Origin of the sequence: Myroides sp. A21 (genome assembly GCF_000807225.1) — a bacterium.
Classification (GTDB): domain Bacteria; phylum Bacteroidota; class Bacteroidia; order Flavobacteriales; family Flavobacteriaceae; genus Flavobacterium; species Flavobacterium odoratimimum.
This window is the reverse complement of sequence record NZ_CP010327.1, coordinates 1076296-1100740: the sequence shown is the minus strand read 5'-3', so window position 1 is coordinate 1100740 and position 24445 is coordinate 1076296. Positions and strand designations below refer to the sequence as shown.

Sequence of the window (24445 nt, the reverse complement as noted above, 5' to 3'; positions counted from 1 at the left end):
ATACATAGTTAGTTAGAATTATGTTGCAGGCCTTACACAGTATACCACTGTGTAAGGCCTTTTTTTGTTTAGTAATGTTAGATATGCTGTACACTGTATAATAGGTATTACTCCTAATTCTCTTTTTGCTTTCTTGCTTACATAAAGCGATTATGGTATAGTTGATTTCGATTTGATTTCGATGTGCTAGGCTAGTGGTCGGCTTATTTATGGTGTTTTTAAGCCGACCAAATGCCCATCACAAGCCGACCAAAAGCCGACCACCCTATTTAAAAACATAAAAAAGACTATTTTTTGATCGTTTTGTAGGGTTTAATAGGATTGGAAATGTTGTTTTTTTATTGAGATTAATGAATATTGTATGAGGTAGGAGTTTACTAGTGTATATAATATAGAGTAGATAAGGCATTGATCATATCGACAAGGGCTTTAGAAAACAAAAAAAGGAGTGACAAGCATCACTCCTTTATATAGAACTCGGTTTATTATTATTTTTCTAAAGCTACTTCTTGTGCTTTTACATAGCTTTCTATTAATGCTTGGTAGTTAGGCATTACAGAAGACATTCCCTTAGCATATACAGCCGCATCTTTATGTCTCCATGTTTTTAGGATTTCGCTTAGTACAGCAGTAGTTGTGATAGGAATTACTCCAGCCATCATCAGTCTATTCATCGTTACTTGTGTAGACATTGGACTCATATCGCCAGAAGCATCAATAACAGCGAATACTTCAAACCCTTCTGCAGCAGCTGAGATAGCTGGGAATGCTACACATACACTTGTCAATACTCCTGCGATCACTAGTTTTTTCTTTCCTGTAGCTCTTACTGCATCTGCAAACTCCTTCGTATCCCATGCGTTTACTTCTCCATTTCTCCCTATGTATTGTGCATGAGGAGCTAGTTGGTGAATCTCTGGCATTAGTGGCCCATTAGGTCCTTTTGGCTCAGATGCTGTTGTGATTACTGGGATGCTCTCTACAGCTGCGATTTCTGCTAATACTTTTACATTTTCTCTAAGTGTAGCTACCTCGATATCTTTTACCGTTTGGAATAATCCACTCTGGTGATCGATTAATAAAAATGCTACGTCGTCTGCGTTGATACGTGTTAACTTGTTCATGGTAATTTATATTTTAATTAATTTTCTGTATCAAAAATACATTGATACTTAGTCAAGTACACTTAATCTAAATTAAGAAGAGATTGAGTGCATCGCTTTGTTGATAAGGGATAAAGACTGTTTAGGTATTCAGATTAGCTTATATACCTTTATTATTTTAATTAAAAACTAAACATTTAGTTTGATAACTAATAAAATAGTTGTATGTTTGTGTATATCAAATCAGGATTATGGAAAAATTGACCAATAAAGAAGAAGAGATTATGTGCATCCTTTGGAAGTTAGAAAAGGGATTTGTGAATGATATTCTAGAGCACATGCCAGAGCCTAAGCCACATTATAATACACTCTCTACGCTAGTTCGTATATTAGAAGAAAAAGGGGTAGTGTCTTATAAAGCTTATGGCAAGTCACATCAGTATTATCCTCTGGTAAAGAAAGAGGATTATCGAAAGATGTTTATGGAAGAGACTATGGAGAAGTACTTTGATAATTCGTTTAGTAATCTAGTGAGTTTCTTCGTGAAGGATAAGAAATTATCTAAGACAGAGCTAGAAGAGCTAATGGATATTATAGAAAAGAATAAAAAATAGTTTGATTATCAACCAACCAATCAACTGAATTATGACACCTATTCTTATATATATATTGAAGGTAAATGGACTACTGCTGGTAGTGTATTTATGCTATAAACTGTTTTTACAGAAAGAGACCTATGTCAAGACGAATCGATTGTACTTTATAAGCGGGATCTTTTTGAGTTTAATATTGCCTTTGCTAACTTATACGAAGGTAGAAACGATAAACTTAGCGCCAATGTCCCTCCCGATTATGGATGTAATGGAGGATGTGGAGCTAGTACAAGAGAAGAGTCTATGGACGATGAATGAGGTGTACCAATACACATCTTATCTTTATTTAACGATCACGCTGTTGAGTCTTTTGTGGTTTGGGTATAAACTGATTAAGTTAACTAGACGTATTAGTAATATGCCTAAGACAGCTATTCATCAGAATATACGAGTAGATAGATCGAGTAGTGATGCTTATTCTTTTCTACACTATATCGTGTTGCCAAAGGATTATGAAGAGCTGAGCCAGCTAGAGGTAGTACTACTCCATGAGGAAGTACACGTCCATCAGAAGCACAGTTTAGATCTTATCCTCTTAGAGGGGTTAAAACACGCATTCTGGTTTAATCCGATGATACGACTACTACAGAAAGAGGTAAACCTAAATCTGGAGTATATCGTAGATCAAGAGATTGCGAAACGAGAGGATAGCTATACGTATCAACGCGCTCTCGTACTATACGAGTCTAATAAGATAGCGTGTGTACCTGTGGTGAATACTTTTGGCTCTTCAGATCTGAAGAAGCGTATATTAATGCTTAACAACCCAAAATCAACTAATATGAAACGTTTAAAATTATTATTAATCACTCCTGTATTAGCAGGGTTCTTTTTCCTTTTTCAGATAGAGGTAAAAGCAAAATATATAGAGAGTCCAGCTTTTGAAGAAGATCATGTAGAAGACATTTTATTAGATGAGTATACAAGTATGACTACTGACGCAGAAGAGGATCAACTAGATCAATCTGGTAAAAAGAAGGCTCCTAGTCATGATGATATGGCAGCAATAGCGGAAGAAGCTATAAGAATAGGAGAGGAAGCGTCTAGACTAGTGGATGAAAGTGAGCGTATAAGAGAAGAGGCTGAGCGCGTAAGCAAAGTGATACTAGAAGAGAGAAAAGTAATTCTAGCTAAGGCGGAAGAAATACGAAAAGAAGAGTTAGCTAAAGCACGAAAAGTAGTTTTAGAAGTACGAGAAGAAGAGTTAGCTAAAGCAAAAGAAGCACGAAAAGTAGCTTTAAAAACACGAGAAGAAAGCCTAGCTAAAGTGGAAGCTGCTCGCTCTAGAATGCTAGAAGAGAGAAAGGAAAGGGAAGCAGCAAAAGGTGATCTAGATTTTCGTTTGGAAGAACGCAGAAAGAAGTTGTCTGAAGACGCGGTAATAGATGGTAAGAATGTAGTTATCATTAAATCAGGTAAGCGCAGTAAAGGGGAGTTTGTGTATTATGTAAACGGAAAGCTGTATGATGAGAGTAATAAACATGAAGCAGAAGCATTAATAGAGAAGTATGGTACTAAAGGTATACGTGTTTATAGTAGAGCAGCTGCAGCTGACGAACTGGGCTATACGGGTAATGGTTCTGTGTATGGCTTTACATTAATGACAGATGAGGATCGTGCGAATGAAGCTAGAGTAGAAGCCTTAACTAAAAAATATAAAGAAAAAGTCATCAAGGATATGACTCAAGTACAGAATAGCGACTATAAAGGACTAGTATATGTTAATGGTGTGAAAAAGTCTGCTGAAGATCTAAAAAATATACGCACAGATAAAATGGTGTCAATGGATGTATTTAAAGGTGATGCAGCAGTCGAAAAATATGGTGAAGAAGGAAGAGAAGGTGTTATCCTAATACGTGTAAAACCTTAAGTGAGATTCTTATATAAGATTATGTTAGCGAGTAATTAACCTCATCAATATGATGAGGTTAATTTTTTTAATATAAATAGTATTAATGTTATGTTAATTAAACTTATTTTTCTTTATTATATTTGCATTAAAATATTTTAATATGAAAAGAAATTTACTTGTAATGTGTCTATCACTTGCGACAATGGCAGGAGCCTTTGCTCAGAAATTAGTGATTAAGAAAAGTGTTGTTTATGTAGATAAAACTACTGATCCTTTAGCGAGTATTGAGAAGGTAGATAGTAATACCTATATATATAAGAACCCTCAAGGAGAAAATGTATTTAAGTTGGAGGATATTAATGTAAATACTAGAGTAGCTACTTCATTTCATGTAGTGAATGTGACAGACTTACGTAATAATAAGAGTAATAATATACCTTTTGAGAGTTTATCTTTTGCTTTTGGTAATGAGACTGTATTATTTGCATTAATTTCTAAAGGACAATATAAGTTGATTAATGACAAAGGAATAGACTATACTGTTTTAGACGCTTTAATGGATGAACCTAAACAAGATGTGATGAGTAGAGTTAATATGATTAATGACTCAGTACAAGCTGTTATTGATAAGGGGATTGCTATCATGGCAGAAAAGAAAATTAGAATAGCTGCTGACAATAAGATTTTTAGTGATAATACGGAAATAGGGAATGTGGTTTTTAAGACAACCAAAGATAATGGGACTATCTATGCATTCTTTAATAAAAAGACAAAAACAACTATTGGATATTGGTCAAGCTTTAAAGAAAAAATTAATATGGGGGATTTGTATAGAGCTGAGAGTCCTGCATATATGTTATTTACTTATGATAATCAACGTTTCAGAGTATATCAGATGTCTAATAATGGTGTAAAAACACCTTTTTCTCAAGAATTATTAGCTATTATGTATGCTAATGGTATTGACTTTGAAAATGTAAGTGATGAAACTATTAAAGTTTTAAGTGATAAGTTAGCAGAAGAAAAGAGAATAGCTAAAGAAAATGATGTAAATATTAGAAGAGAGAAAGGATTCTTAATCGATGGAAAAGGTGAGAGAGTAGAGGGTGAGATTTCTATCGCTTTTGATAATACTGATATGCTGGAGAATGATATTTTTGGTGGATCTGGTAATATAGCTGATATTTCAAGCTATGGTAATAAAGTTTTCGTTTATGCTGAAAATGCAAAAGGTAAGTTTAAGTCAACTAGTTATAAGGCTAGTGATAATGTTAAGTTTGAAGTTACTTTAGCTAAAGATGGTAAAGTAGAGCGCTATGAAGGATTTAATTATGACATTGCAAATAAGACTATGGGATTTTTAAATAAATTAGCTAGTGGGGCTACTTTCTTTAAACATATATATGGAAATAATAAACTCGAATTATTCTACAGCCCTACAGAGAAGTTTTATACTATAAAATTAAAAGATGTTAAGAATGGTTTTGCGACAACTAGAAGTGATCAAGATAAACTTATAGCAGCTATTAAAGCTTATCTAGGATGTGAATCAATTAATTTAGAAGGAATTGATTTGTTTAGCCTAGAAGGATTAAAACAATTAGTAGATAAGTACGATACTCAATGTAACTAGCTATTATAAATTAAGAATAAAAAAAGCCCAAGTCTAATTTTAAGCTTGGGCTTTATTATTTTATGTAATGTATCTATCTAGAAAATACGTTTAATCACGTGGAATATTTGGTATACGCTATTAATAGGGTATTCAAATGGTTCGTATATTTTATTACGGCTAGATAAGGTGATGACACCTTTTTTCTCGTCATAGTTCGTAATGTCTTTTAAGAAGGTAGCATCCTTAGTGATGACGATAAACCCATAAGTCGTGTTTCTAAAACCGCCTTCCCATAGGTGACGTCCTACTTCACGTCCTAGTACTTCTGCTCCATCAGGGGTATCTTCTATGTTCCCTCCATTCATAGAGTCTCCTACTACATCAAAGGCCTTGTAATGACCAAGCCCAAACTTATCTACTCTGAACTGTACTGTGTCAAACTCTTGTATAAGCTGTGCGTCATCCTGATAGCAGGTAATATAAGAAGCATGAGCTGATGAAGGGATCTTCAGTACCTCTATATAGATACGCCCATCAGGGTAGAAGGTAAACTTGTTTCCGTGGTTATTATACATAATCTCTGGTACAGTATCCTTCGTGATATTAGTCGCTTCGAAGTTATATAGCTCCTGAGTAGGAGTATCTCCAGTTAGTTCTTGTATCGCTGGAGATGTATGTGATGTTAATAACATACTTCCTTCTCCTGTTAGTAACCAATGTTTGCTCAAGCTTAGGGCAAATTTGGTTAGATTCTCTATAAAGTTATCGCTGATGTTTACACGTCCATTTACTATCTGAGAGAAAGAAGACTTAGTATACCCTAGTTTTTGTGCTAGATCTGTTTGGTTCTTCGCTAATCCCTCAAAGAAAATCCACTTGATGGCATCGTTTACGCGTTGAATTCTATCCATAATAGTAATGATATTTAAAAAACTTTGTTTCTAATTGTTTTTATAATCGAAACTTTGTTTGTATATTTGTAAAAGTAATAGGAACAAAATTAGTCAAAAAAAGCATAGGTAGCTAATTTTAAAGGGATAAACTGAAATAATAGCGGTAGAATACTTCGACAGATACAAGTAAGATATTCTAGATAAGCAGTAAAAATCTCCTTTATAATACGAACGATGTTTATATTTTGGGTATGTCTTGTTCGATATATCAATACCAAAAATAAATTGTTATGAAAGCAGTGATGAGTACATCAACCGTATTTGAAGCAGGAGAACCAGCTATTCTGACTTTAAAAGAGAAACAAAGCATAGAGCGTGAACTGTATCTATACAGCGCCTTATACAGAACTAATGGTACTGGATACTTTACCTCAGGGGAGCGTATCTGTATAAACCAAGAGAGAGGGTATCACCTAAGCGTAGGTGGAGAAGAAGAACTAAAACCTTATCAAATATCTAGTGAGTTGGAAGAAAAAATAGCTAGGTTAAGAGATAGAAGGTAGTGGATAAGGAATAAGTGATTATAAATAAAGTTTCGATTATTAAGTTGTTTTATCATTAAAAATAAAAGTTATGACAAAAAGAGTAGCAGGTAGTCAATTAAATAAGTTGAGAAGATATAAACTGATCTTGGATTTATATAACCAATACAAGACAGAAGACATCCCGGTGACAGTGGTGTGGAAGAAATATATCTGTCCTGTGTATCCTATCTCTCGTACGACTCTATATGAAGTGCTGAATACGCCAGTGTATAAAGAACTCGCAAAAATAGAGGCAACCATGAAAGACCTAGATTAGAGTTATTAACAGTGTTTATAAGATGTGAATAGAGTTGTTCAGTCTCTTGACAACAAATGGGTTATGGTGTTGATAAGTGAGATCTTTGTAGCGTAATAATCAGGTTATCAACAGTGATTATAGGAAGTGAACAGAGTTGTTCAGTTACTTAACAGAAAGTTGAGCTGAGTTAGTAAAAGAGCGATCTTTGTAGAGTAGAAATGCAGTAATAAAGAGTGTTTCGAAAGATTGAACAGAGTTGTTCAGTAACTTAACAGAAAGTTGAGCTGAGGTAGTAAAAGAACGACCTTTATAGAGTAGAAATACAGCAATAAGGAGTGTTTCGAAAGACTGAACAGAAGTGTTCAGTTACTTAACAGAAAGTTGAGTTAAGGTAGTAAAAGAGCGATCTTTGTAGAGTAGAAATGCAGAAGTAAAAATTAGGAATATAGGAGTAGTACTTGCACAATTGGCGCCTACGTGCAATGTCTTTCCATCAGTATATTCTTTCAATTACAGATGAGAGCAATCTCATCACAGTATTCATAATCCAATAAAAATAGAGTAAAGTGTACTTGCTGTCAAAAAGCGAGCAAGGATAATTATGTCTTTATTGTTTAGAAAAATATTAACCAATCAAAAAAATAAAATTATGTCAACAGAACAGAAAACAAAAGAGACTGTATGCACATCAGATGATGCTATAGTAGTTGTAACTACAAAAGTAGAGGTAAATAAAGACCAATGCTGTGGAGGAGGGAATCAAACAGGTGATTTCGTTACACAAGAAGAGTTTAGAAAATATCAGAAGTTTATTCGACTTCACGGAGGAAAGGGTATCTATTATAATTATCAGTTGAGTGATGGGGTGACTTTTAAAGAGTTAGGTGTGATTGAAAGTATAGGATCAGACCCATATGGACCAGATGAAGAAGGTTTAATTACAATAACTAAACGATATATAAAAGTATATGAAGAAAACAGTCAAGAATATAAAATCTATGATTTTAGTGTAAATAATGAGACAGAGAGAATTCCTAGTATTGAAGATTTTATAGGGAAATCTATCTTTGTATGGGAAGAAAGTTATAGAGAAAAAATCTAATATTACCATTAGTGAACATGCTAAGAGTTAGAGCTAAATTTAGTTATAAAGCTTAGAGTGTTGACAGTGTAAAGAAATCTTTAAATAGATGTGTACTAGCATCTAGATGTTAAAAATCCAATATAAATACTAGTAAAGTGTATCTACTGTGAATCAGTGGACAAGGATAAGTATATCTGCACTTTATGAAAAGAATTGTAACTGATGATTCTAGATAAATCAGTTTTTGAACAGTGGCTTAAATCACAGAATAATTATTAACCAATCAAAAAATAAAACTATGTCAACAGAACAAAAAACAAATTGTACTAATGCAGATTCATTAGTAAGTGTAAAAGTAGATATCAATAAAGACTTGTGTTGTGATACAGGTAGTTATGATGATAAATTAGAAAAGTATCAGGAGTTTGTTAGACTTCATGGAGGTAAAGGTATTTATTATAATTATCAATTAAAGAATGGGGTGACTATTTCAGAAATGGGTACTCAAATTATTGATGAAAGAGTACTTGGTTCATCTGGGCCTATACCAGAGACTATCTCTGAACTTTATATTGTAGTCTATGAAAATGGATTATCACAAGAGTATCCATTTGATATAAATAATGAACTTGAGCGAATACCTAATATTGAGAAATATGTTGGGAAGAATATTTCTTTGGTGAATCGTTTAAAGTATGAAAAGGGAGTTGAATAAAATAGTGTGTCAATTAATTTTACTGTGTAAAGTATAACCAATCCAAAACCAGTGTGCTAATGAATGAAACAATAATAGCGACGGTAGTGGGCTTCGTTTCATCATTAGCGACATGGTGGGCGGCTAGACGTAAGAGTAAAGCTGAGGTACAAAGCTCAGAGCTCGATAATGTAGAGAAATCTCTAAAATACTATAGAGATATAGTAGATGACTTAGGAATTAAATTAAAAGAAGCTACCAACGAGCTTTATAAAACGTCTAATCTGCATCGCGAGGCTATCGATGAGCTAACTGCTGCTAAGAAGGTAATCATCAATCTAGAACAGAAATTAGAGAAATTGGCTCTACAGAATAAGGAGTTGATTGATGAACTAAGGAAATATAAACAGCTAAATGGCAAGAGAGAATGAGAACACAGTTAGTTAGACAAGCTCAGAGTCAACTCCATGTACAGGAATGGCCTATCAAGAATAATAAAGGACCTGGAGTAAAAAAGTATCTGAACAGCGTAGGACTAGGTGAGGGATATGCGTGGTGTATGGCTTTTGTGTACTGGTGTGTACAAGAGGTGTGTACTGATTATAAACTGTCAAATCCTTTAAAGAAAACTGGAGGAGTTTTAGCTCAATGGAATGCGAGTAAAGAGCTTCGTGTTATGAAACCTGAGGTAGGAGATATCTTCATCATGGACTTTGGGAAAGGATTAGGTCATACAGGTATCGTGATAGCTGTGAATGGTGATGTCATCACAACTATAGAAGGGAATACGAATGACCAAGCAAGTAGAGAAGGGTATATCGTGGCTGAGAAGAAGCGTCATATCCAAACAATCAATAAAGGATTTATTAGAGTGTTTAGTAACTCGTGACGTTATACAGTCTACCCAATCACATAATCAAAAAATGATATGAATATGAAAAAGCATGATCGATATATGCTCGTGTTTGTAGTGTTGTTGTTAGCACTTCTATTGATGAGCTGTGGTAGTCGCAAGACAGCGATTAATATGCAACCGACCACCACTGAGCAGATAACCCAAACGGTAGAAGAAGTAAAGAGGGATACAGTACTGATAATCCCTGCTGATAAGAGTCAGTATGTGGCTGAATTAGCTGTACAAGGAAATAAAATAGTTGTGAAAGATGCGAATATAAAGCGCAGTAAAAACAAGGTGTTACAACCGCCAAAAGTACAGCTTCAAAATAATAAGCTAATCGTGGACTGTGAGTCAGAAGCTCAACGCTTATTCTTCGAATGGAAGGATAAGTTTATCAAAGAACAAAAGGTAGTGGAGACAAGAATACCCGTAGCTGTACCCCTGAGTCTATCATGGTGGCAACAGACACAGATATGGCTGGGAAGAGGGTTTATGTTGTTGGTGGCTCTAGGTATGACAGGCTTTATCATTAAGTCGAGAATATAAAATATTAACCAATCAATAAATAGCACATAGTTGAATAGAGCGTTATATGAGGCTATGTGTATAAATCAATTAATTAACCAATAAAAAAAGTAAAATTATGTCAACAAATGAACAACCAGTAAAAATTAAAGGAGATACATCAACTATTGTTGAATATGGAGGAGAGAACTTTAAAATATTAAAAAAAGAGTCTTTTAATGAATCAGATTATAAAACAAAAATAGTATCTACCTTTGGGATAGATGAACAGGTAGGTGAGTATGCAAAACATAGGCAGATTAGTGCCCCTGGAGTTATAAGTCATGAAGAGGAGTTGAAGGATGGAGATAATTCGATTAGTTTTAGCACTGCAATAACTTCAGATAGGGTAGTCGGTAATATTGTACAAGCTCTTAAGTTTGAAGAAAATGTAATAGAGACAGGGAGTGTGTCTTATGGCTTAATGGGAAGTAATTATACTTTTTTAAATATTATATCAACTGCCTCAGATGGTGTAGGAAGCTTAAATTTAGAAGTTTCTGCATTACAAGGAGCGAGACTTACATTAGATGATAAAAATGTAGTAAGATCTATTAATGGTGTTTTAGCAGATGAGTCTGGAGAGTTACCATTAGAACTGAATGTATTAACTAGTGCTGATGGTACGAAGTTTAAACTAATGGTTTCTAACGAAGGCTTCTTAGGAGTACAGAAGATTCAATAGAACTGATTTACCAATGCCCTAAGTTCGCTTAGGGCATTGGTTTTAATACCCCGTTCTCTAGAAGTAGTGATTTAGTGGCGATAGTGTCGACTAGATCTGTATTATGGTCTGTGATGATGATGATTTTATGTCTAGCAGTAGTTCTAATAGCGTCTGCTATAAACTCTTGTAGCAGAGGAGAAATACCAGCGAAGGGTTCGTCTAATAGACAGATAGGCTGAGGTAAGTTTAGAATGTAAAGCGTCTGGATGAGTTGTTGTTCACCTGTTGATAAGTCACTAATCTTAGTATTTAAATATTGATGAAGGGATGTGCTTCGAATCATGTCTTCTTTCACAACATCTTTTACTGTAAGATGCTTAGGAAAGATATTGAATTGTGGTTTATAGCTGAAGTACTGATTAAGCTTATGGCGATTAGTTATTATTTCATTATCCACTTTGATATGGATGTGATCAGGTTTTGTATTACCGAATAAGATTTTCATTAATGTACTTTTACCAGCGCCATTGCGTCCACGAATATTGAGTATATCTCCTGTGGAAGCAGAGAAGTATATGCCCCTGAGTACTGGGTTACTATCAGTCGTGTAGCTAAGGCTGTCAATATGTAGGGTATGGTTATAGGACATGTAATAAATATTGAATGAGACATGTGATGACTAAACAGCATAAAGCGGTTAGGAGTAAGGTTTTTATAATCGGTGTTTGATTGTTGCGGTGATAGAATAGTTCGTTCTTCTTGAAGGTCAGAAAGTAGATACTGTATAGACCTAACGTGATTATAGGGATAAAGAAAAACAGAACATTGCGCATCGCTATACTTAGGATAATATTTAAGGTGAGTATAGATAGTATGTTTCTCCAAGGGATAATCATATTGGGATGCATAAATGTATAGTAGTTAGATTAATAAGGTGTAATGTACCTCTTTTTATTTATTAGAAGGGAATTAAGATAATTTTAATTTAGGAAGAGACTGATTTATTAGATTAGAAGAACAAGTAGGTTATGTTTATAAATAAAGATGATGTTTTCGTTAGAGTGTAAATTAATTGTAAAACTTCATTGTGTCCGTTGGCATTCGATAGTTTTAAGTATATTTGCCTCTAAACTAATAACATCAATATGAATTTCGGTACTATTATTAAAGAGGCACACTCAGGTGTAGCTTATTTAGCCTTGATTTTCTTAGCTATAGTAGCAGTGAATGCTTTTATGGGATTATCAGGGAACAAAGAGTTTAAAGACAAAGACAGAAAATTAGGATTGTTTGGATTGATATTCACTCATATTCAGTTATTATTAGGTCTTGTACTTTATTTTGTATCTCCAATGGTTCAAGGATTTGGAGTAGCAATGAAAGATTCTACACTAAGACTTTATGCTTTAGAGCACCCATTGATTAATATTATCGCGATAGTATTAATTACTATTGGATGGTCTAAACACAAGAAAGCGACAGATAGTAAATCTAAGTTTAAGAAATTTGCGATTTTCTATACATTAGGATTAGTGTTGATTTTATCAAGACTTCCATGGAAAGTATGGATGCCAAGTTTATTCGCTTAAGCTTATAAAAATATAGAGTAAAAAAGGATCTTCGAAAGAAGGTCCTTTTTTTATTGGTATGCTTATTGCAAATATTCGTCTGTTCTATTTTATAAAACATGAAAACATATCAATATTTACTAGCCATATCTTTTGTAATTTTCTTATCGAGTTTCGGTGGGACTACAAGAATCGTAAAAGAAAATAATGTAAAAACATCATTGACAAAAGTAACTCCAGATTCTCTAGAGTTAGACAACGATTCTATCGTAATGGGAGAAGAAGAAACAGAAGATTTTATCGTAGTAGATGATGATACACAAGCATCTTATTATCACGATAAATTCACTGGAAGAAAGACTGCTAGTGGAGAGGTGTTTGACAACCAGAAATACACTGCAGCCCATAAAACACTACCGTTTGGGACAAAAGTGAAAGTGACTAACTTAAAGAATAAACGCTTTGTGATATTGACTATTACGGATCGTGGACCATTCGTTAAAGGTAGAAGTATAGATATCTCTAAAAAAGCGTTTGGTGAATTAACTGATAATGTTGGTCGAGGTGTTCTAGATGTAAAAATAGAAAAGTTTATAGGAGAAAATGAAGAGCAATTATAGTATAAAATATTATTTTATTGTAATCATATTAACCCTGTTTTTAGGAAGTTGTTCTTCTGTAAAAAATGGACAATACACTTCTAAAGGTAATTATAAATCGAATGTAAGGGCCTCTTATTACCACAAAAAGTTTAATGGAAAGCGTACAGCAAGTGGGGAAAAATTCCACAACTCGGGGATGACAGCCGCACATAAAAGCTTGCCTTTTAATACGAAGGTAAAAGTTACGAACGTAAGTAATAAAAAATCTGTAAAAGTTCGTATTAATGATAGAGGGCCTTTTGTTAAAGGACGCGAAATAGATCTATCTAAAAAAGCCTTCATGAAACTAGCGGATCACAAAGGCGAGGGATTATTACAAGTAGATATTAAAATCATTAAATAATACTACCATTTCTTATAAGGATGATTAGCGATATAAGAGTTATAATACTTTAGATCTCCTGTCACTTCCTCTCCTAACCATATAGGTTTATCGAATTGTTCATTTTCAGCAGTTAATTCTATTTCTGCAAGAATTAAACCTTCATTATCTCCGTGAAAGATATCCACTTCGTAAGTGTGTTTACCAACTTGGATAAGATATCTCGTTTTAGATATTACAAAGTCTTCACATAATGCTATCAGTTGATTTGCTTCATCATAGTTTATTTCTTTTTCCCATTCTAGACGAGAAGTACCTGCGTCATTACTCTTTCCTTTAATGGTGATATAGGCATTAGTGTCTTTTAATCTGATTCGAACAGTTCTTTCTGGATGAGAGTTTAGATAACCTTGAGTTATTTTATTCGACTTAAAGGATTGCTCTATGAATTCTAGAGAGTTGACTAGAAATTTTCTTTCTATTTCGATCATGATTGTTAAGAATAAAATGTAATTTTATGCCAAAATAAACGTTTTTATTTTACTAACGATTTAAAAGTAGATTTTTTTTCAAATGAAATTACGACATATGTTGCGCTCACCTCATGGGGTAGAGGAATTATTTAATAAATATGTTATTGACGGGAAGGTTTATGCTACAGAGGATTTACTTTTTATTGTTGATTTAGTGCATATTTTTAGACCTAAGAATACTAAAAAAATAAATAGAGTATCTATTGATGCGCTCTTAGCTTATCTAAAAACACATGAGATAGAAAGAGTTGCTTTAATGGAATACTTAAAAGACTTGTTATCTAATCGACACTTTAGTCGTATGGTATCAGACGCTGGTATACTACAAGATGCTGATTTCTTCGATGAGGTTAAAAAGAGATTATGGGCCAAGGTGTTGCCTTATCAGCCAGAGAAACAAACGTATGAATACGTTTTAAATCAGGTGTTCTATAAACATACTGATGCTGAATGGGTAGATATGATCCCTGAAGAACAGTTAATAGAATTGTTTACCTTATTAAACTTCAATACTATCTTCACTGAAGAGAAAGATGGTGGTGTCCTTAATGAACTGTTGACATCTATAGATATCATTACTCAACGTATGAGTGGTAGAGCGATGGAGAGCTCGATTATCAATATGGTACCAGAGTATTCTCATTTAGAAAGCCCTTTTAGAGCTTTGGAACAAGAGTTTTCTATCGTATTACAGAGTTTCCATAAAGGAGAAATGAAGTTCTTATTGGAGCATGATATTAACTATAAGCAAATCGTAGTATTGCATAAGCAATGTCAGGAATTTGTAAATCAAGCCTTCAAGAATAGTTCGAAGTATGGTATCTCTATGAAAGTAAACCAAAGTTTACTTAGACTGAGACAACAGCTGGCTAGGGTGTATATTCTTATCTCTATCTTGGTAGTAAAAGAAGGTACAATATTAGAAAGACAACAAAATTCCATAACACTAGCTCGTAAGCTGATAGAATATAACTGTTATAAGTATAATGTGACAGGACTAGTCAAAGAGAGTACACAGTTGATCTCTTATGAGATTACACAACATACTGCTAAAACAGGAGAACATTATATCACGAATACAGGTAAAGAATACTGGCATATGTTCCGCGGTTCTATGGGAGCAGGTATTGTGGTTGGTTTTATGTGTATTTTAAAAGTTTTTGCGCATGAAGCAGATGTAAGTAATTTCGGAGAAGCAATGTTGTATAGTTTAAACTATGCGTTAGGTTTCTGTTTGATTTATTTATTAGGTTTTACTTTAGCTACCAAACAGCCTGCGATGACTGCAGCTACGATTATTACAGCTATTGAGAATGGAAGAAAACAACATATAGACAGTGTAGATAAGCATATTGGTTTTGCTAAGCTATTCGCGAGATTGTTTAGATCACAGTTTATTGCTTTCATTGGTAACGTGATTCTAGCTTTCCCAGTGGCACTTTTGTTGATCTGGGGAATAGACCAGTTGTTTGGTGTAAATATCACTTCTCATGGCTGGGACAAAATGTTAATAGATGCAGACCCTATTGAGTCACGTGCTTTATTTCATGCTGGAATAGCAGGAGTGTTCTTATTTATGTCAGGGATTATCTCTGGTAATGTATCGAATAGAAATAAGCACAATAAAGTGTTTTATAGAATTCAAGAGCACCCATGGCTAAAAAGAAATATCGGTGTAGCTAGTACAACGAAATTGGCAAACTGGGTAGATACAAAATGGCCTGGTATTATTTCGAATGTTTGGTTTGGTATTTTTATGGGTACTTGTGGTACGATAGGAGCGTTTATAGGTTTAGGTATTGATATACGCCACATAACATTCGTAAGTGGTAACATTGCTTTAGGATGGTATGGATCAGGCTTTAATGCTCCTGTAAATATGCTTATCTGGGCTTTTGTAGGAATGTGGTTGATCGGATTAATGAACTTCTTAGTGAGTTTCTCTTTATCTCTATTCTTAGCATTCAGATCTCGTAACATACCTCTTAAGGAAACTAAGGACTTGATCAAAGCAACTTGGAGACATTTTAAGAGTTTTCCGATGGAGTTCTTTTTACCTACATCAAGTGTAATCGTAGATAAATCTGCACAGCAAACAGGGGATAAGAAAGAAGATAAAACAAAGTAATTATTTGTATATAAAATAAGAGGGGCTATTACACGTGTAATAGCCCCCTCTTTGATTAATTGATGTCGTTAGAATCAGTTCCTGTTTTAGATTGACTTTGATGACTTCGAGTATTCTTTAAACTAGTTTTCAACATTTCTGATTGTTCTGCAAATTCTAATCGAGAGACATTGATGTAATCTTCTAAATTATGTATGTTTTTGGCTAGCTTTCTAAGTGATGCTCTATCGCTTTTGATAAAGAGCTCACTTTGCATATTTGCCTCTTCATGACTGAAACCAAGTTTCTCTAACATAACACCTCCTACATAGACAGCAGAGAAGAAAGTCTCCCTATATACTTCTGTAAGACCATCCTGTAAGTATTCATAAGCATTCTTACGGTTCTTCGCTCTTACAATAACTTCTACATTAGGGAAGTTCTTACGAAGTACAGCTACTAGTTGTTGATTTAGTTCAGGAGGATCCATTGCTGCAATAACGTAATCGGCTTGATCCACACCAATAGATTTAAGTATATTAATAGAAGTAGCATCTCCATAATAAACATTAAAGCCTAATTTGCGCAAATGGTCTACACGTTCTGCGTCATTATCAAGAACTAGTGTAGGTACATCATTGGCTTGCAATAGCCGCCCAATAGTATTACCAAAGTCTCCGAACCCTGCAATTACAATTTTCTTTTCAGCAGTAATATGTGATAGATCGTCATATTCTTGTTTGTCTGTAGTAGAAGGGCTTAATCCTAAGTAAGGAGCAATCCATTTCTCATTAAGAAGTAACAAGATAGGCGTCACTACCATAGACAGTGCTGTCGTAGCTAGTAAGTAATCATACCACTGTTGGTTGATTAGATTAATCGTTTTACCTAATGCTAAGATAACGAAAGCGAACTCTCCAACTTGTGATAGTAAGATAGCAAATAAGAAGTTCTGATCTTTTGGGAACTTCTTCCACTTTCCAATAGCTAGTAAAACAATAGTTTTAATTGCCATAGTACCTACTAGTAAGCTAGCTATAATAAGTGGTTCATTGATAATAATCTGGAAGTTGATAGTAGAACCTACTGCAATAAAGAAAATTCCTAAGAGGAGTGCTTTAAAGGGTTCTATATCACTTTCTAGCTGATGCTTATATGGATTATTCGCTAATACTACCCCTGCGATAAAGGCTCCTAGAGCTGGTGATAAACCTACCATCTGCATTAATAGTGATACTCCAATCACTAGTAACAAAGCTGAAGCAGTATAAATTTCTCTAATCTGTAAACGACCTACTGATTTAAATAGAGGGTTTACAATATAATTACCTACTAAGAAGATAATAGATATAGCTCCAAGAATAGCTAGTGTTTTCATAAAAACAGGGGCTCCATCTAACCAGCTATTTGCCTCTGTAGAAATTGGTGTCTTAGTCGAAACGGCTAATAGTGGGATAATAGCCATCATCGGGATAACCATAATATCTTGGAAGAGAAGTACGGCAAAACTTGATTTACCTGCATTGGATTGGTTTAATCCCCGCTCAGATATAGTCTGTAAGATAATCGCCGTAGAAGACATGGTGATTACAAACCCCATAGTCAAAGAGGTTCCGATACTTAAACCAACCCCCCAATGGGCAATGGCTGCCACGATAGCAGTAGTTCCTACTGCCTGGGCGGTACCAAGTCCAATAATCTCATTCTTAATTTTCCAAAACTCTTTGGGGTCTAGTTCTAACCCCACAAGGAACAGCATCATCACAACACCGAATTCGGTAGCATGCATGATGTCAGCACTGTCATTTCCAACAAACTTTAGTACAAAAGGACCAATAAGTACACCTGCAAAAAGGTATCCTAATACAGACCCCATTCCTAATTTCTTAGAAATTAGAACGCATACAACAGCTGCAAATAGAAAGACAAATGCTTGTGCCAAAAAATCATTCATTACGTATAGCTATTTTTTTAGTTAATCAATAATGATGTAATTATCATTATATGTTTTCATAGTTCTTACAAAATTAAAAAAAGAGAATAGGATTATTAAGAATATATTTAAAAAAAAGAAGATTATTTTTGTACAAGATGTTTTTTAGGTCTGAATAGATAATTAGTTGATTAGATGAATCGTAAGATTATACATGTCGATATGGATGCTTTCTACGCTTCTGTAGAGCAATTAGACTTTCCTGAACTAAGGGGGAAGGCGCTAGCTGTGGGAGGTAGTGAAGAGAGAGGTGTTATCGCGGCAGCTAGTTATGAAGCTAGGAAGTATGGAGTACGTAGTGCAATGAGTGCGATGATGGCAAAGAAGAATTGTCCTCACCTTATTTTTGTTAAACCTCGATTTGAAAGATATAAAGAGGTGTCTCGTATTATTCGATCTGTTTTTTATGAATATACTGACCTAGTAGAACCATTAGCATTAGATGAAGCATTCTTAGATGTAACAGAGAATAAGATAGGATGTCCCAGTGCTACGTTGATAGCCCATGAGATTAGGATGAAGATATTAGAGCGAACAGGCTTAACAGCTTCAGCTGGTATTTCGATTAATAAGTTTTTGGCAAAAATAGCAAGTGATTACAATAAGCCTAATGGACAGAAAACGATAGAACCTGATGAGGTGATTAATTTCTTAGAAGAACTAGAAATAAAGAAGTTCTTTGGGATTGGAAAAAAGACTGCGGATAGAATGTATCATTTGGGAATATTCACAGGTAAAGATTTAAAAGCAAAATCAGTAGAGTTTTTAACAGAGCATTTCGGAAAGGCAGGACAAATATATTATGATATTGTAAGAGGTCTTAGCAATTCTCCTGTAAGACCTAATCGAACTATAAAATCAGTAGGTACAGAACGGACGTTCGATGAGAATCTTTCTTCAGAGGTCTTTATTGAGACAAAGCTTGACATGTTAGTAGAAGAACTAAGTTTGCGTTTAAAGAAACAAAGCTTAGGAGGAAAGACTATTACATTGAAGATTAAGTACTCTGATTTTGTACAACAAACACGTAGTACTACTGTTCCTTATTTTGTATCAGATAAAGAGATTATTCTTGATTTAGCAAAGGTGTTATTATATCAAGAAAAACTAAAGGATTCTGTCCGATTAATAGGTGTGTCGCTTTCTAATCTTAATACAGATGAAAAGAAGAAGCCTATAGCAGTACAATTAAGTTTTGATTTTTAATTTTGTATAAATCTGAGAGGTACTTTAGTATTTTGAAGATTGTAATTTTAATGTGTTTAAAGAATGATAAAACCAGCATATTTAAAGAAAGGAGATAAAGTAGCTATTGTGTGTACTGCTAGAAAGTTTAGTCATGAAGAAGCGAAGCAAGCAATCGCTCTGTTAGAATCATGGGGACTCGAAGTAGTATTAGGAGATACTATTGGTTTAGATAATTATCAACTAGGAGGAACAGATCAACAAAGAGCGAGTGATTTTACAAAACAACTAAAAGATCCTAATATAAAAGCGATATGGTGTGCTAGAGGTGGATACGGTACAGTGCGTATTATTGATGATATTGACTTTAGTGGTTTTGTTGACAATCCGAAATGGGTAATAGGCTTTAGTGATGTTACAGTATTACATAGCCATATTCATAATCTAGGAGTAGAGACTATACATGGACTTATGGCTTTTAGTGTAGAGAAGTCTTTAGTAGAGTCAAGAGATTCGTTATATAAAAGCTTATTTGGTGAAGGGCTTGCTTACGAAATAGAAAGTGATAATAGCAATAGACTTGGTACTGCAAAGGGGCAGTTAGTTGGAGGCAACTTATCTATATTATATAGTCTTTTAGGCTCTAAGTCTTCAGTTGATACAAAAGGGAAAGTACTTTTCATAGAAGATTTAGATGAATATTTATATCATATTGACCGTATGATGCATAATCTAAAGCGAAATGGCATGTTAGAAGGTTTGGTTGGTTTAGTTGTTGGAGGCATGACAGATATGCATGATAACGCAATACCTTTTGGTTATGATGCAAAGCAAATTATACTGTCTATAACAGCAGAGTATGATTATCCTATTGTTTTTAATTTTCCTGCAGGGCATGGGGTTAGTAATTTAGCATTGAATCTAGGTAGTCAAGTTCACTTAAAAGTCGATTCAGATAAAGTACAATTAAAGTTTATATAAAATGGCTAAACATCATGAGGTAGGTAAAGAAGGAGAGAATGCAGCCACTGATTATTTGATTAAAAGAGGGTATGAGATTCTCACTAGAAATTATTTTGCTGAGAAAACAGAGTTAGATATTGTTGCTTTAAAAGATAATATCCTTGTTTTTGTTGAAGTCAAGACAAGAAGCTCTCTTGATTTTGGTTTGCCTCAAGATTTTGTAAATAGTCGGAAGATAAAATTACTGATTAAAGCTGCTAATCTGTTTATTACCGAATTTGAAAGAGAAGAAGAAGTTCGTTTTGATATTATTGGTATTTATAAGAAAGGAGAAACTTTTGATATCGAACATATAGAGGATGCTTTTTATTTCTTCTAAATAGAGGATGATTATAATTCTCTAAAAAATGCCTGATTCTAGAAGGCTGAAATGTAGATTTTGTAAGGAGTATACTCTTTTGGTATATAGTTATTTAAAAAAAGTCTTAATAAGGTTTGTTTCTTATTTAGAATCAATTTATTTTTGCACTCATTAAATGAGTCTAAATAATATATCATAGTATGAAATTATTCAATACTTTGGTACTTACTATTTTTGGGGTAGTAGTAGGTATCGCTCAAAACTCTACGGTAAAAGGACGTATAGTTGATGAATCTAACAAACCTATTCCTTTTGCAACAGTTGAAATCGTTGAATTAAATGTTGCTACTCAAACGGATAATAACGGAGAGTTTGTTTTCAATAATCTTAAGAGAGGAAAACAAACGCTAAGAGCTAGTTTTATTGGATTTGGCAATGTATCTAAAACATTAAATGTTGATAAAGATGCTGAGGTAACAAACTTTGTATTAAAACAAGTGGATAATTCTCTTTCTAATATTACAGTTTATGGGAAGAGTAATAAAAACGTAAAGAAACTTCAAAACTTAACAAGATTACCTTTAGGTATACAAGATCAAGTGCAAAATATTTCTATTGTTTCTGACGCTATTATTGAAGAACAAGGAGCTTTGACTGTGACAGAAGCGGCACGTAACGTAGCTGGTGTTACTCAGTTTTCTAGCTATGGAGGTGTGAAAGAAAGTATGTCTATTCGTGGATTTAGAGGAACACCAATATTAAAGAATGGGGTTGCTTTAGATTCTGATTTTAGAACAGCTGCAGGAATTGTGGATATGCAGGGAATAGAAAGTGTACAAGTTATCAAAGGATCTGCAGCTATCAACCAAGGTATTGGTAATGGATTAGGTGCAGCTGGAGGGGTAATAAATGTAGTTACTAAAACTCCTAACTTTAAAAATAAAAGAGAAATAGGTTTTAGAGCTGGTAGTTACGGGCAGGTACGTCCTACAGTTGATTTCGAACAGGTACTAGATAAGAAAGAAACGGTATCATTCCGTTTTAATGGTGCTTATGAAAGAAATGATGGCTTTAGAGCATATACTGGAAATGATAAATATTATTTAAATCCTTCGATTACTTATAAACCAGATGAAAAAACAACAGTTACAGCTGAGTTAGATTATTTGGAATCTAATGCAGTACCAGATTTAGGTACTACTAACTTAGGGCCTGATAATGTGAATAAGCTTTATGATATGCCACATAATAAGTTCTTAGGTTATAAGGATAATTACCTAAAAACAAATATTCTTTCTTATGCTTTAAGAGTAGAAAGAGAGTTAACGGATAAGTTAAGCTTAAGAGTTTCTGCAGTGACTGCTGTAAATAGAAATGATCAAGAAAATATTGGTGTTAGTAAAAATAAAAAACTTGGATATGATTATTTAAATAGATCAATGTCTAAGTCTAATACAAAAGACGAAAATAGTGTTGTTCAAATTGACTTAGTAGGTAAAGACTTTAATACAGGAGGATTAAAACACACTTTCCAAGTAGGTTTTGACTTTAGACAAACTACAGTTACTTCAAATAGTTATGATACTTATTTTAATAATAAGAAACTAGGTAGAGGAGATTTCATTGACACAATTTACGTTTTAGGAGATTGGTCTAATGATCGCCCTGATGGAGTGACTTTCGGTCATAAAGAAGAAACTGTTATAACTACACCTACTATTGGTTTTATGGCACAAGATTATATCCAAGTAGGAGAATATGTACGTGCTTTATTAGGAGTTCGCTATAGTAGACTAAATGGAAATAATACTGAGAATGCTACTGTAGATAGATGGAATCCAATCTTTGGATTGATTGTTTCGCCAACTAAAAATATTAATGTATTTGGATCTTATACAACTACAACAAGTTTAAGACAATCTAACAATCAATTAGCTAGTGGTGGTGTTGGTGGTCCACAAGATACTAAACAGTTTGAAACAGGAGTTAAAACAAGTTGGTTTAATGAACAATTATTGTTCAATGTAACATACTTTAATGCTAAAAACAGCAATTTATTAGCTCAAGTTTATGATGCTAGTGGTAATGCTGTTACTGGTATTTACGAAAAAGCAGGTAATTTAAATCGTCAAGGAGTTGAAATTGATTTGACAGGTAAGATTACAAATAACTTGCAAGTAATGATGGGATATGCTTATCTAGATGCACAATATAAAGATAGCCCTGTTTATTATGAAGGTTCAGCACCGATGAACGCACCAAAACATACAGCTAATGGATGGGTGAATTACCAATTTGATGGATCGTGGAAAGGATTAACAGTTGGAGCAGGAGCTTATTTTGTAGGAAAGAGACCAGTTAATGAGTACAGTTTAACACCTAACGCGGCTCATGGAACGATGGCAGGAGTAGAACCGTTTGATATGCCTGATTATACTACAATCAATGCACAAGTTTCTTACTCATTTAAAAATGCTACTTTAAGAGTATTCGCAAATAATATTTTTGATAATAGAGGTTATACTTCATATTATAGAGGAGGATACATCAATGAGATTGCACCTAGAAATTTTGCAGCTCAGTTAACTTATAGATTCTAATTAAAACAATTGAATTAGTAAATAAAAACACGACTTTACTCGCAGAGTAGAGTCGTGTTTTGTGATTATAGACCTTTTTATGAAGACAAAAAAGAAGAATGCCTTTCGAAAATTAATGAACGATTTACATTTATGGTTAGGTATAGCCAGTTCATTAATATTATTTGTTGTGTGTCTAACAGGAACAATCTATACTTTTAAAAGTGAGATTCAGCAAATGCTAGCACCAGATATGTATAAGCTGACAGTTGTTAAGAGTGAGGTAATACCTATAGATGCCATGAAGGCTTTTGTTGAATCTACTTACCAAGGAAAAGTACAACGTGTAAGTATAAACCATAAGAAGGATGCTCCTTATGTTTTTTCTGTAGGATTTAAAGACAAGGATAAGAAGAACGAAACCGTTTATCTCAACCCTTATACTAATGAAATAGTAGGAGCAGGTAGAGGTCCTGCAGATGAGTTTTTTATGACTGTATTTAAGCTACATAGATGGTTATTATTAGATATGAAAATAGGAAGACCTATTGTAGGGATAGCGACTATTATTTTTGTTTTTCTTTCTATATCAGGTCTGATACTATGGTTCCCTAAAAAGATAAAAGGTTGGAAGAGTATAAAGCCAGGTTTTAAAATTAAGTTTAATGCAAATTGGAAACGTATTAATCACGACTTACACAATACATTAGGTTTTTATACTCTTATTATTGTTTTGATTATGTCTTTGACAGGATTGTGTTGGTCTTTTGAATGGTATAAGGATGGTTTAAGTTCTGTTTTAGGAGCAAAGGTATTCGGTGGACGCAATGAGGCCAAACCAGAATCTACTTTGATAGAAGGAGCTAAGACCTTAGATTTGTCAGACGTTATCCAACGAGCTAATCAAACCATTTCATATGAATATAGAACGATGACAGTATCATTCCCAAAAGGAGATACAGGATCTTTTGAAGTCAGTAAAAATGAAGCAGCACGTTTTAACGAAACTGTGACTGACAGAGTGTTTATAGATCAATATTCTGGTGATATTATTAGACAAGATATGTTTAGTGATAAGAGTGTAGGAGAGAAGGTAGCTAGTTCTATTCGCGCTTTACACTTTGGAGATATCTATGGAATGTTTTCTAAAGTTATTTACTTCATTGTCTGTTTGATAGCTACAAGTTTGCCGATAACAGGTATTTTTATCTGGATAAATAAGATGAAGAAGGGGACTTCTAATAAAGTATAACATTTCTTTATAATTCAGATGTTTTTATGTTTAATAAAAAATGTAACTTTGCTT

25 protein-coding genes are annotated in these 24445 nt (G+C 33.9%); 20 read left to right on the top strand and 5 right to left on the bottom strand.

Going from position 1 to position 24445, the window contains the following annotated elements; genetic code table 11:
• Positions 1-488: 488 nt before the first annotated feature.
• A complete protein-coding gene (locus tag MYRA21_RS05065; protein WP_006259922.1) occupies positions 489-1124 on the bottom strand; it encodes an isochorismatase family protein in 636 nt (211 codons plus the stop codon).
• Positions 1125-1354: 230 nt separating this feature from the next.
• Between MYRA21_RS05065 and MYRA21_RS05060 the strand changes: the two genes are divergently transcribed.
• The 3 genes from MYRA21_RS05060 to MYRA21_RS05050 all read left to right on the top strand — a co-directional run bounded on the left by MYRA21_RS05060 (position 1355) and on the right by MYRA21_RS05050 (position 5241).
• Positions 1355-1717: a BlaI/MecI/CopY family transcriptional regulator gene (locus tag MYRA21_RS05060; RefSeq protein ID WP_006259921.1), complete on the top strand. Its 363-nt coding sequence runs from the start codon at positions 1355-1357 to the stop codon at positions 1715-1717.
• Between the two features lie 163 nt (positions 1718-1880).
• Positions 1881-3626 carry a M56 family metallopeptidase gene (locus tag MYRA21_RS05055; RefSeq protein ID WP_230486177.1) on the top strand — a complete coding sequence of 582 codons (1746 nt, stop codon included), beginning with the start codon at positions 1881-1883 and terminating at the stop codon, positions 3624-3626.
• A gap of 142 nt (positions 3627-3768) precedes the next feature.
• Entirely contained in the window at positions 3769-5241 is a 1473-nt protein-coding gene (locus tag MYRA21_RS05050; RefSeq protein ID WP_006259919.1) for a hypothetical protein, read from the top strand.
• A 77-nt stretch (positions 5242-5318) separates the two neighbouring features.
• Here the strand turns inward: MYRA21_RS05050 and MYRA21_RS05045 are convergent, their stop codons facing one another.
• Positions 5319-6134, bottom strand: coding sequence for a helix-turn-helix transcriptional regulator (locus tag MYRA21_RS05045; protein ID WP_006259918.1), 816 nt, complete (start codon positions 6132-6134; stop codon positions 5319-5321).
• Positions 6135-6406: 272 nt separating this feature from the next.
• On the opposite strand from MYRA21_RS05045, the gene MYRA21_RS05040 reads away from it, so the two are divergent.
• The 8 genes from MYRA21_RS05040 to MYRA21_RS05005 all read left to right on the top strand — a co-directional run bounded on the left by MYRA21_RS05040 (position 6407) and on the right by MYRA21_RS05005 (position 10884).
• On the top strand, positions 6407-6679 hold the full coding sequence (locus tag MYRA21_RS05040) for a hypothetical protein (protein ID WP_006259917.1): 273 nt from the start codon (positions 6407-6409) through the stop codon (positions 6677-6679).
• A 70-nt stretch (positions 6680-6749) separates the two neighbouring features.
• Positions 6750-6977 (top strand): hypothetical protein, encoded by a 228-nt coding sequence (locus MYRA21_RS05035; RefSeq protein WP_006259916.1) that lies wholly within the window; start codon positions 6750-6752, stop codon positions 6975-6977.
• A 631-nt stretch (positions 6978-7608) separates the two neighbouring features.
• Entirely contained in the window at positions 7609-8061 is a 453-nt protein-coding gene (locus MYRA21_RS05030) for a hypothetical protein (RefSeq protein WP_006259915.1), read from the top strand.
• Between the two features lie 280 nt (positions 8062-8341).
• The gene (locus tag MYRA21_RS05025; RefSeq protein ID WP_006259914.1) at positions 8342-8758 is read left to right on the top strand and encodes a hypothetical protein; all 417 of its coding nucleotides are present in this window, start codon (positions 8342-8344) and stop codon (positions 8756-8758) included.
• Between the two features lie 59 nt (positions 8759-8817).
• Positions 8818-9168, top strand: a complete 351-nt coding sequence (locus tag MYRA21_RS05020; protein WP_006259913.1) for a hypothetical protein — start codon at positions 8818-8820, stop codon at positions 9166-9168.
• Positions 9165-9626 (top strand): CHAP domain-containing protein, encoded by a 462-nt coding sequence (locus tag MYRA21_RS05015; RefSeq protein WP_006259912.1) that lies wholly within the window; start codon positions 9165-9167, stop codon positions 9624-9626. Before MYRA21_RS05020 ends, MYRA21_RS05015 begins: the two co-directional genes overlap by 4 nt.
• A gap of 45 nt (positions 9627-9671) precedes the next feature.
• On the top strand, positions 9672-10181 hold the full coding sequence (locus MYRA21_RS05010; RefSeq protein WP_016650236.1) for a hypothetical protein: 510 nt from the start codon (positions 9672-9674) through the stop codon (positions 10179-10181).
• 97 nt (positions 10182-10278) lie between these two features.
• Positions 10279-10884 (top strand): hypothetical protein, encoded by a 606-nt coding sequence (locus MYRA21_RS05005; protein WP_006259910.1) that lies wholly within the window; start codon positions 10279-10281, stop codon positions 10882-10884.
• Positions 10885-10912: 28 nt separating this feature from the next.
• Here MYRA21_RS05005 and MYRA21_RS05000 read toward each other — a convergent pair whose 3' ends face one another.
• The gene (locus MYRA21_RS05000) at positions 10913-11515 is read right to left on the bottom strand and encodes an ATP-binding cassette domain-containing protein (protein WP_080650513.1); all 603 of its coding nucleotides are present in this window, start codon (positions 11513-11515) and stop codon (positions 10913-10915) included.
• Positions 11516-12011: 496 nt separating this feature from the next.
• Here MYRA21_RS05000 and MYRA21_RS04995 point away from each other — a divergent pair, with 496 nt between their 5' ends.
• The 3 genes from MYRA21_RS04995 (at position 12012) to MYRA21_RS04985 (ending at position 13439) form a co-directional block, all read left to right on the top strand.
• A complete protein-coding gene (locus MYRA21_RS04995) occupies positions 12012-12455 on the top strand; it encodes a hypothetical protein (protein WP_006259908.1) in 444 nt (147 codons plus the stop codon).
• Between the two features lie 98 nt (positions 12456-12553).
• Positions 12554-13054 carry a septal ring lytic transglycosylase RlpA family protein gene (locus MYRA21_RS04990; protein WP_006259907.1) on the top strand — a complete coding sequence of 167 codons (501 nt, stop codon included), beginning with the start codon at positions 12554-12556 and terminating at the stop codon, positions 13052-13054.
• Positions 13038-13439, top strand: a complete 402-nt coding sequence (locus MYRA21_RS04985) for a septal ring lytic transglycosylase RlpA family protein (RefSeq protein ID WP_006259906.1) — start codon at positions 13038-13040, stop codon at positions 13437-13439. The genes MYRA21_RS04990 and MYRA21_RS04985 overlap by 17 nt, the downstream gene beginning before the upstream one ends.
• A 2-nt stretch (positions 13440-13441) precedes the next feature.
• Here the strand turns inward: MYRA21_RS04985 and MYRA21_RS04980 are convergent, their stop codons facing one another.
• Positions 13442-13909: a CYTH domain-containing protein gene (locus MYRA21_RS04980; protein WP_006259905.1), complete on the bottom strand. Its 468-nt coding sequence runs from the start codon at positions 13907-13909 to the stop codon at positions 13442-13444.
• A 97-nt stretch (positions 13910-14006) separates the two neighbouring features.
• Between MYRA21_RS04980 and MYRA21_RS04975 the strand changes: the two genes are divergently transcribed.
• Complete coding sequence (locus MYRA21_RS04975; RefSeq protein ID WP_006259904.1) at positions 14007-16079, top strand: site-specific recombinase; 2073 nt, start codon at positions 14007-14009, stop codon at positions 16077-16079.
• Between the two features lie 55 nt (positions 16080-16134).
• Here the strand turns inward: MYRA21_RS04975 and MYRA21_RS04970 are convergent, their stop codons facing one another.
• Positions 16135-18012: a monovalent cation:proton antiporter-2 (CPA2) family protein gene (locus tag MYRA21_RS04970; RefSeq protein ID WP_006259903.1), complete on the bottom strand. Its 1878-nt coding sequence runs from the start codon at positions 18010-18012 to the stop codon at positions 16135-16137.
• A 174-nt stretch (positions 18013-18186) separates the two neighbouring features.
• Here MYRA21_RS04970 and dinB point away from each other — a divergent pair, with 174 nt between their 5' ends.
• From dinB to MYRA21_RS04945, 5 genes are all read left to right on the top strand, one after another.
• The gene (gene dinB, locus MYRA21_RS04965; RefSeq protein ID WP_006259902.1) at positions 18187-19257 is read left to right on the top strand and encodes a DNA polymerase IV; all 1071 of its coding nucleotides are present in this window, start codon (positions 18187-18189) and stop codon (positions 19255-19257) included.
• A 63-nt stretch (positions 19258-19320) separates the two neighbouring features.
• Positions 19321-20217, top strand: coding sequence for an LD-carboxypeptidase (locus tag MYRA21_RS04960; protein WP_006259901.1), 897 nt, complete (start codon positions 19321-19323; stop codon positions 20215-20217).
• A gap of 1 nt (position 20218) precedes the next feature.
• Positions 20219-20578, top strand: coding sequence for a YraN family protein (locus MYRA21_RS04955; RefSeq protein WP_006259900.1), 360 nt, complete (start codon positions 20219-20221; stop codon positions 20576-20578).
• Positions 20579-20760: 182 nt separating this feature from the next.
• Positions 20761-23160 (top strand): TonB-dependent receptor, encoded by a 2400-nt coding sequence (locus MYRA21_RS04950; protein ID WP_006259899.1) that lies wholly within the window; start codon positions 20761-20763, stop codon positions 23158-23160.
• A 79-nt stretch (positions 23161-23239) separates the two neighbouring features.
• The gene (locus MYRA21_RS04945) at positions 23240-24391 is read left to right on the top strand and encodes a PepSY domain-containing protein (RefSeq protein WP_172461570.1); all 1152 of its coding nucleotides are present in this window, start codon (positions 23240-23242) and stop codon (positions 24389-24391) included.
• The last annotated feature ends 54 nt before the right edge of the window (positions 24392-24445 follow it).

Excerpts from the sequence above, each read along its gene's own strand:
- MYRA21_RS04950 (WP_006259899.1), top strand. The coding sequence starts at position 20,761 with ATGAAATTATTCAATACTTTGGTACTTACTATTTTTGGGGTAGTAGTA.
- MYRA21_RS04955 (WP_006259900.1), top strand. The coding sequence starts at position 20,219 with ATGGCTAAACATCATGAGGTAGGTAAAGAAGGAGAGAATGCAGCCACT.
- MYRA21_RS05025 (WP_006259914.1), top strand. The coding sequence starts at position 8,342 with ATGTCAACAGAACAAAAAACAAATTGTACTAATGCAGATTCATTAGTA.
- MYRA21_RS04970 (WP_006259903.1), bottom strand. The coding sequence starts at position 18,012 with ATGAATGATTTTTTGGCACAAGCATTTGTCTTTCTATTTGCAGCTGTT.
- MYRA21_RS05005 (WP_006259910.1), top strand. The coding sequence starts at position 10,279 with ATGTCAACAAATGAACAACCAGTAAAAATTAAAGGAGATACATCAACT.
- MYRA21_RS05015 (WP_006259912.1), top strand. The coding sequence starts at position 9,165 with ATGAGAACACAGTTAGTTAGACAAGCTCAGAGTCAACTCCATGTACAG.
- MYRA21_RS05065 (WP_006259922.1), bottom strand. The coding sequence starts at position 1,124 with ATGAACAAGTTAACACGTATCAACGCAGACGACGTAGCATTTTTATTA.
- dinB (WP_006259902.1), top strand. The coding sequence starts at position 18,187 with ATGAATCGTAAGATTATACATGTCGATATGGATGCTTTCTACGCTTCT.
- MYRA21_RS05020 (WP_006259913.1), top strand. The coding sequence starts at position 8,818 with ATGAATGAAACAATAATAGCGACGGTAGTGGGCTTCGTTTCATCATTA.
- MYRA21_RS05060 (WP_006259921.1), top strand. The coding sequence starts at position 1,355 with ATGGAAAAATTGACCAATAAAGAAGAAGAGATTATGTGCATCCTTTGG.
- MYRA21_RS05010 (WP_016650236.1), top strand. The coding sequence starts at position 9,672 with ATGAAAAAGCATGATCGATATATGCTCGTGTTTGTAGTGTTGTTGTTA.
- MYRA21_RS05040 (WP_006259917.1), top strand. The coding sequence starts at position 6,407 with ATGAAAGCAGTGATGAGTACATCAACCGTATTTGAAGCAGGAGAACCA.
- MYRA21_RS04960 (WP_006259901.1), top strand. The coding sequence starts at position 19,321 with ATGATAAAACCAGCATATTTAAAGAAAGGAGATAAAGTAGCTATTGTG.
- MYRA21_RS05035 (WP_006259916.1), top strand. The coding sequence starts at position 6,750 with ATGACAAAAAGAGTAGCAGGTAGTCAATTAAATAAGTTGAGAAGATAT.
- MYRA21_RS04985 (WP_006259906.1), top strand. The coding sequence starts at position 13,038 with ATGAAGAGCAATTATAGTATAAAATATTATTTTATTGTAATCATATTA.
- MYRA21_RS04980 (WP_006259905.1), bottom strand. The coding sequence starts at position 13,909 with ATGATCGAAATAGAAAGAAAATTTCTAGTCAACTCTCTAGAATTCATA.
- MYRA21_RS04975 (WP_006259904.1), top strand. The coding sequence starts at position 14,007 with ATGTTGCGCTCACCTCATGGGGTAGAGGAATTATTTAATAAATATGTT.
- MYRA21_RS05030 (WP_006259915.1), top strand. The coding sequence starts at position 7,609 with ATGTCAACAGAACAGAAAACAAAAGAGACTGTATGCACATCAGATGAT.
- MYRA21_RS04995 (WP_006259908.1), top strand. The coding sequence starts at position 12,012 with ATGAATTTCGGTACTATTATTAAAGAGGCACACTCAGGTGTAGCTTAT.
- MYRA21_RS05050 (WP_006259919.1), top strand. The coding sequence starts at position 3,769 with ATGAAAAGAAATTTACTTGTAATGTGTCTATCACTTGCGACAATGGCA.
- MYRA21_RS05045 (WP_006259918.1), bottom strand. The coding sequence starts at position 6,134 with ATGGATAGAATTCAACGCGTAAACGATGCCATCAAGTGGATTTTCTTT.
- MYRA21_RS05000 (WP_080650513.1), bottom strand. The coding sequence starts at position 11,515 with ATGTCCTATAACCATACCCTACATATTGACAGCCTTAGCTACACGACT.
- MYRA21_RS04990 (WP_006259907.1), top strand. The coding sequence starts at position 12,554 with ATGAAAACATATCAATATTTACTAGCCATATCTTTTGTAATTTTCTTA.
- MYRA21_RS04945 (WP_172461570.1), top strand. The coding sequence starts at position 23,240 with ATGAAGACAAAAAAGAAGAATGCCTTTCGAAAATTAATGAACGATTTA.